General features: G+C 69.7%; 6 protein-coding genes and 1 pseudogene. All 7 read left to right on the top strand.

Annotated elements, in window-relative coordinates; all coding sequences use genetic code 11:
- Window positions 1-151 precede the first annotated feature (151 nt).
- On the top strand, window positions 152-823 hold the full coding sequence (locus tag Q0C81_RS15730; protein ID WP_291840042.1) for a nicotinate-nucleotide adenylyltransferase: 672 nt from the start codon (window positions 152-154) through the stop codon (window positions 821-823).
- 51 nt (window positions 824-874) lie between these two features.
- Window positions 875-1,129, top strand: coding sequence for a hypothetical protein (locus tag Q0C81_RS15725; protein WP_291840038.1), 255 nt, complete (start codon window positions 875-877; stop codon window positions 1,127-1,129).
- A gap of 135 nt (window positions 1,130-1,264) precedes the next feature.
- Entirely contained in the window at window positions 1,265-1,669 is a 405-nt protein-coding gene (rsfS, locus tag Q0C81_RS15720; RefSeq protein ID WP_291840035.1) for a ribosome silencing factor, read from the top strand.
- 15 nt (window positions 1,670-1,684) lie between these two features.
- On the top strand, window positions 1,685-2,149 hold the full coding sequence (rlmH, locus tag Q0C81_RS15715; RefSeq protein WP_291840032.1) for a 23S rRNA (pseudouridine(1915)-N(3))-methyltransferase RlmH: 465 nt from the start codon (window positions 1,685-1,687) through the stop codon (window positions 2,147-2,149).
- A gap of 108 nt (window positions 2,150-2,257) precedes the next feature.
- Window positions 2,258-3,331: a peptidoglycan DD-metalloendopeptidase family protein gene (locus tag Q0C81_RS15710; RefSeq protein ID WP_291840029.1), complete on the top strand. Its 1,074-nt coding sequence runs from the start codon at window positions 2,258-2,260 to the stop codon at window positions 3,329-3,331.
- Window positions 3,332-3,485: 154 nt separating this feature from the next.
- On the top strand, window positions 3,486-4,856 hold the full coding sequence (locus Q0C81_RS15705; protein ID WP_291840026.1) for a S41 family peptidase: 1,371 nt from the start codon (window positions 3,486-3,488) through the stop codon (window positions 4,854-4,856).
- A 111-nt stretch (window positions 4,857-4,967) separates the two neighbouring features.
- Window positions 4,968-5,149: pseudogene (locus Q0C81_RS15700) on the top strand (divergent polysaccharide deacetylase family protein); the annotation flags it as partial.

The raw sequence follows: 5,149 nt of genomic DNA, 5'->3' as shown, positions 1-5,149 counted from the left end.
CGTCAGTCATGGAGTCCTCCCTGTAGGGACCGAACCTGCGCCGGGGCTGCCGCCACTTGCTGTCAGCATCGGGGGGCAACGACGAAACTGAGGCGACACGGACGATCCCGCGTGTTAGGGCGCGGATGAGCATAAGTCGCGCGAGCCCGCCTTGCCCTTCTTCCACGCCGGTCCCGCGCCGAAGATCGCCGGCCCCCGCAGGGGCGCGCTGCGCGACGGCCTGGACCTGCGCCCCGGCATGTCGGTCGGCCTGTTCGGCGGCTCGTTCAATCCCGCCCACGACGGTCACGCCCATGTCGCCGAAACGGCCTTGCGGCGGCTGGGGCTGGATCGGGTGATCTGGCTGGTGTCGCCGCAGAACCCCCTTAAGGACGCCCGCGACAGCGCCCCGCTGGCCGAGCGAATGGCCTCCGCCGGACAGGCGGCCCGGCTGGCGGCCTCCGGCCCGTCGATGATCGTCTCCGATGTCGAGACGCGGTTGGGCACCCAGTGGACCATCGACACCTTGCGCGCCCTCGTCGCCCGCCATCCGGGGGTGAATTTCGTCTGGCTGATGGGCTCGGACAACCTGGCCAGCTTCCACAAATGGCGCGGCTGGACGGACATCATGCGGCTGATGCCGGTGGCGGTGATCGCTCGCCCGGGCTCGATGCTGGACAGCCGCACCGCACCGGCGTCGGCCCGCTTCGCCGACGCCCGCGTGCCCGCCCAGAAGGCCCGGCTGCTGTCGTCGATGGAGGCTCCGGCCTGGACCTATCTGACCGCGCCGCTCAATCCGCGCTCGTCCACGGCGCTGCGCGCGGCGGCTCGATCACCTCGATAAACTGCATTATCGGTACCGTCGCAACGCTTGGTTGCCGCGCAGGAGCCTTTAATGGACGGCGATATTCGCAAAAGCGAGAAAGGCGGCAACACCGCCTATCTCAACATCGGCGCCTGGTATGATGCAAAAACCGGCCACATCCACCTTACACTCCCGCGCTCCGGCTGGTTCCATACAACCGTGACCGTGGATCCGATCAGCAAGCGCGGACATCCCAATCTGTACGGAAAATTGGCTCGTGCACTGAGAGAGGCCGGTGTCCCACATCCGACCATTGGAGATGGCAACTCCGATCCGGACGCCTAAGACTCAGGGCTCGCGTGACGGCGGGGGCCGTCCGTGCTAGACTGCCCCTTTAGTAACGACCCCCGGAGCCCTCCGCTGACCCCCTCTACCGCGTATGACGCGCACGATGACGCCGTCTCCAACACGGCGCACGAGATGGACGAGATCGAACCCGTCCACTCCGAAGACGGTCAGCAGGCTCCCCTCCCCGTCGGCCTGACGGACCTCGAAAACGCCATCCTGGGCAAGCTTGACGATGACAAGGCGCAGGACATCGTCCTGATCGACCTGCGCGGCAAGAGCCCCATGTCCGACGCCATGATCGTGGCTTCGGGCCGCTCGCACCGCCACGTCGGCGCCCTGGCCGACCACCTGCAGCGGCTGATGAAGGAAAAGGGCCTGGGCAAGGTCAAGGTTTCCGGCCTGCCGCACTGTGACTGGGTGCTGCTGGACGGCGGCGACGTGATCGTCCACCTGTTCCGCCCGGAAGTGCGCGCCTTCTACAACATCGAGAAGATCTGGTCGGTCGAGAGCGGCCACCGCACCGACAGCCGCGCCTGATCCCCTGATCCGACCATGAAGCTGGGCGTCATCGCGATCGGCAAGCCGGGACGCGGGCCTGAAGCCATGCTGGCCGAGGACTACGCCCAGCGCGCCACCCTGGCGGGCCGGGCGCTGGGTCTCGGGCCGCTGGAGCTGATCGATCTGGAGCCCCGCAAGCCGGGCAAGGCGCCCGAAGCCGAGCTGATCCTCAAGGCCGCTGAGGGCGCGCACCTGATCGCCTGCGACGAACGCGGCAAGACCTTCTCCAGCCGCGCCTTCGCCGACTATATCGCCCTGCTCCGGGACCGGGGCGAGCGGCGGCTGGTGTTCGCCATCGGCGGAGCCGACGGACTGGACGCCAGCGTGCGCGAAGCCGCGGGATCGACCCTGGCCTTCGGCCCCCAGACCTGGCCGCACGCGCTGGCGCGGGCGATGCTGGCGGAACAGCTGTATCGCGCCGTGACCATCCTGGCCGGATCGCCCTACCATAGGGACTAGAGCGAAATCGGTTTGGATGCGCAGCATCCGGGCTCAGATTTCGCTCCAGAATTATGCCGGACCATTTTTTGGATTCGGATTGGAGCAACCCGAAGCAAAAATGGTCTGATGCGTCCCCTGATCGCCATCGCCATGGTCGGCCTGATCGCCCTGCCCGTCGCCGCCGCGGCGCCGCAGGAACGGGGCGAAGTCGCGCGCCTGCAGGCTGAGTTCCGCGACGAGCAGGCCCGCGCCCGCCGTCTGCGGGCCGAAGCCGACGACGCGGCGGCCGAGATCGGGACCCTGGAACGCGAGCTGGGCCGCCTGACCGCCGCCGTCAGCGCCGACGACCAGCTGATCGCCGCCCAGCGGGCGCGATTGCGCGAACTGGGTCAGCGCGAGAGCGAGCTGGTCGCGCGCCTGGCGCTGGCGCGCGGGCGGCAGGCGCGGCTGCTGTCGGCCCTGCAGATGATGAGCCGCAAGCCGCCGCCCCCCCTGCTGGTGCCCACCGACGAGGCGGTGGACGCGGTGCGGGCCTCCATCCTGCTACGCGCTATCGCCCCCGAGTTGCAAAGCCGGGCCAAGGCCCTGGCGGATCAGCAGGCCGAGCTGACCCGCATCCGGCGGCTGGCGGCCCTGAACAGCGAGCAGCTGTTCACGACCGAGAGCGCGCGGGGCGACCGGCGCGGCGAGATCGAAAGCCTGTCGGCGCGCAAGGCGGCGCTGCAGGCGGTGTTGCGCGCCGAGGCCGTACAGGCGGAACGGGCCGGGCGTGCGCTGGAAGCCCGGCTGAACGCGCTCGGCGCCGCTGTACCCGCGCCGGAGACCGACGCGCCGACGACGGTGGCCCGCCTGCCCGCGGGGCGCAGCCGCCTGACCGCGCCGGTCGAAGGCGCGCCCTCAATCCGTTTCGGACGCGGCTCGAACGGATGGCGCTGGAGCGCGAACCAGCTGGAGGCCCGCGCCCCCGCGGCCGGACGCGTGGTCTTCGCCGGCCCGCTGTCGGGTTGGGGACAGGTGGTGATCGTCGACCTGGGCCCGGGTTGGCGCGCGGTCATCGCCGGGCTGGACGAGGTCTCGGTCGAGACCGGGACCCGGGTCTCGGACGGCCAGGCCGTGGGCCGCACCGCCCCCGACGGAGAGGTCTGGTTCGAGCTGCGGCGCGACGAACGCGCGGTCGATCCGGCGCCGTGGTTGAATTGACTCCGGTCGGGCTCCGAACGGGCGAATCCGCTTCCCATCCGCTGATGACGCTGATTTTATCGACCGTCTCCGGATCGGCCACGATTTCGTCGTCGCCCGGGACCTAACTGCCGCCCTGTAAGACCGCCTCCCCGGTCCGCTGAGAAGAAGACGAATGCGCAAGCTGCTGATGATCGGCGCCGCCGCCGCCACCGTGGTCGGCCTGGGGGCCGCGACCGCCGCCGGTCAGACCCCGCGCAACGAAGCCTTCCGCATGATCGGCCTGTTCGGCGACGTGCTGGGCATTGTCGAGCAGGCCTATGTCGTACCGGTCGATGACAAGAAGCTGATCGAGGCGGCGCTGCAGGGCATGATGGGGGCGCTGGACCCCCACTCCAACTATCTGCCGCCGGAAGGCTACGGCGATCTGCGCGAGCGGACCGAGGGCCACTATTCGGGCGTCGGCCTGACCATCTCGTCGGAAGGCGGGCTGGTGAAGATCATCTCGCCGATGGATGGCGGCCCGGCCGCCCGCGCGGGCGTCAACGCCGGCGACGTCATCTCGGCCATCGACGGCCAGAGCGCCTCGGGTCTGACCGTCAGCCAGGTTTCCGACAAGCTGCGCGGCGCCGTGGGCACCACGATCAAGGTCACCTTCCTGCGTGACGGCGAAGAGCCGCGCGAAGTGACCCTGACCCGCGAGGTCATCCGCATCGAATCCGTCACCGGCCGCGTCGAGGGCGATTTCGGCTATCTGCGCGTCTCGACCTTCAACGAGAACACGGGCCGCGAACTCAGCGAGACGATCGCGAAGCTCAAGACCGAGAACCCGGCGCTGAAGGGCTATGTCCTCGACCTGCGCAACAACGGCGGCGGCCTGCTGGACGCGGCCATCGCCGTGTCTGACGCCTTCCTGGAACGTGGCGAGATCGTCAGCCAGCGCGGGCGCAAGCCGGACCAGATCCAGCGCTACGCCGCGACCCCGGGCGACCTGACCAACGGCCTGCCGCTGGTGGTGCTGATCAACTACGGCTCGGCCTCGGCTTCGGAGATCGTCGCCGGCGCCCTGAAGGACCACCAGCGCGCCACGGTCGTGGGCCTGACCAGCTTCGGCAAGGGTTCGGTGCAGACGGTGATCCCGCTGCGCAACGGCGCCGACGGCGCCCTGTCGATCACCACCGCCCGCTACTACACGCCGTCCGGCGCCTCGATCCAGAAGATCGGCATCGAGCCGGACCTGGAAGTGGCCCGTTCGGAAGCCGAGGCGCGCATCATCTCGCGCTCCAGCTTCATCTATTCCGAGGCCGCCTACGCCACGGCGCTGGACGCCTCCATCGGGGCCGAACGCAAGGGCGCCCACGTGCCGCACGAGGCCCCGGGCGAGGCCTATGACAAGGACAAGGACTACCAGCTGGAGCGCGCCTTTGACGTGCTTCGCGCGGGCGGTCAGCTGACCCGGCTGGCGGCGGCCCCGGAGGGCATCGTCACCTCGGCGCCCGGCACGGTGCTGGCCGACAACGGCGCGGCGGGAAGCCCCGGCGAATAAGCCCCCACATGGCTAACGCGCCGTTAGGGTTTCTTAACCGGCGCTCGGCAATGTGAGCCTCGAAGGGGTCCGCGTGCGCGGGTCCCGCCCATCGAGCGTGCTCAACTGTCCATGTTCGCCAAGCGCCAGTCCGCCCTCGCCGCCACCGCCGGAGCTCCGCCGGTGAAGATTCCTTTGCGCGACCGCCTCGCGCCGCTCGGCCGCCTGCTGAAGAAGCCGCCGGTCGCCGTCGCCGGCGCGGGCCTGCTGCTGCTCGCCGCCGCCGCCCTGTTCATCACCGTGCTGGGCGATCC

Origin of the sequence: Brevundimonas sp., assembly GCF_023259385.1 — a bacterium.
Classification (GTDB): domain Bacteria; phylum Pseudomonadota; class Alphaproteobacteria; order Caulobacterales; family Caulobacteraceae; genus Brevundimonas.
Note: the sequence above shows the minus strand (reverse complement) of the source record. Positions and strands in the feature narration are given on the sequence as shown.

Coding starts and splice junctions, on each gene's coding strand:
- Q0C81_RS15725 (WP_291840038.1), top strand. CDS start 875: ATGGACGGCGATATTCGCAAAAGCGAGAAAGGCGGCAACACCGCCTAT.
- rsfS (WP_291840035.1), top strand. CDS start 1,265: ATGGACGAGATCGAACCCGTCCACTCCGAAGACGGTCAGCAGGCTCCC.
- rlmH (WP_291840032.1), top strand. CDS start 1,685: ATGAAGCTGGGCGTCATCGCGATCGGCAAGCCGGGACGCGGGCCTGAA.
- Q0C81_RS15710 (WP_291840029.1), top strand. CDS start 2,258: ATGCGTCCCCTGATCGCCATCGCCATGGTCGGCCTGATCGCCCTGCCC.
- Q0C81_RS15705 (WP_291840026.1), top strand. CDS start 3,486: ATGCGCAAGCTGCTGATGATCGGCGCCGCCGCCGCCACCGTGGTCGGC.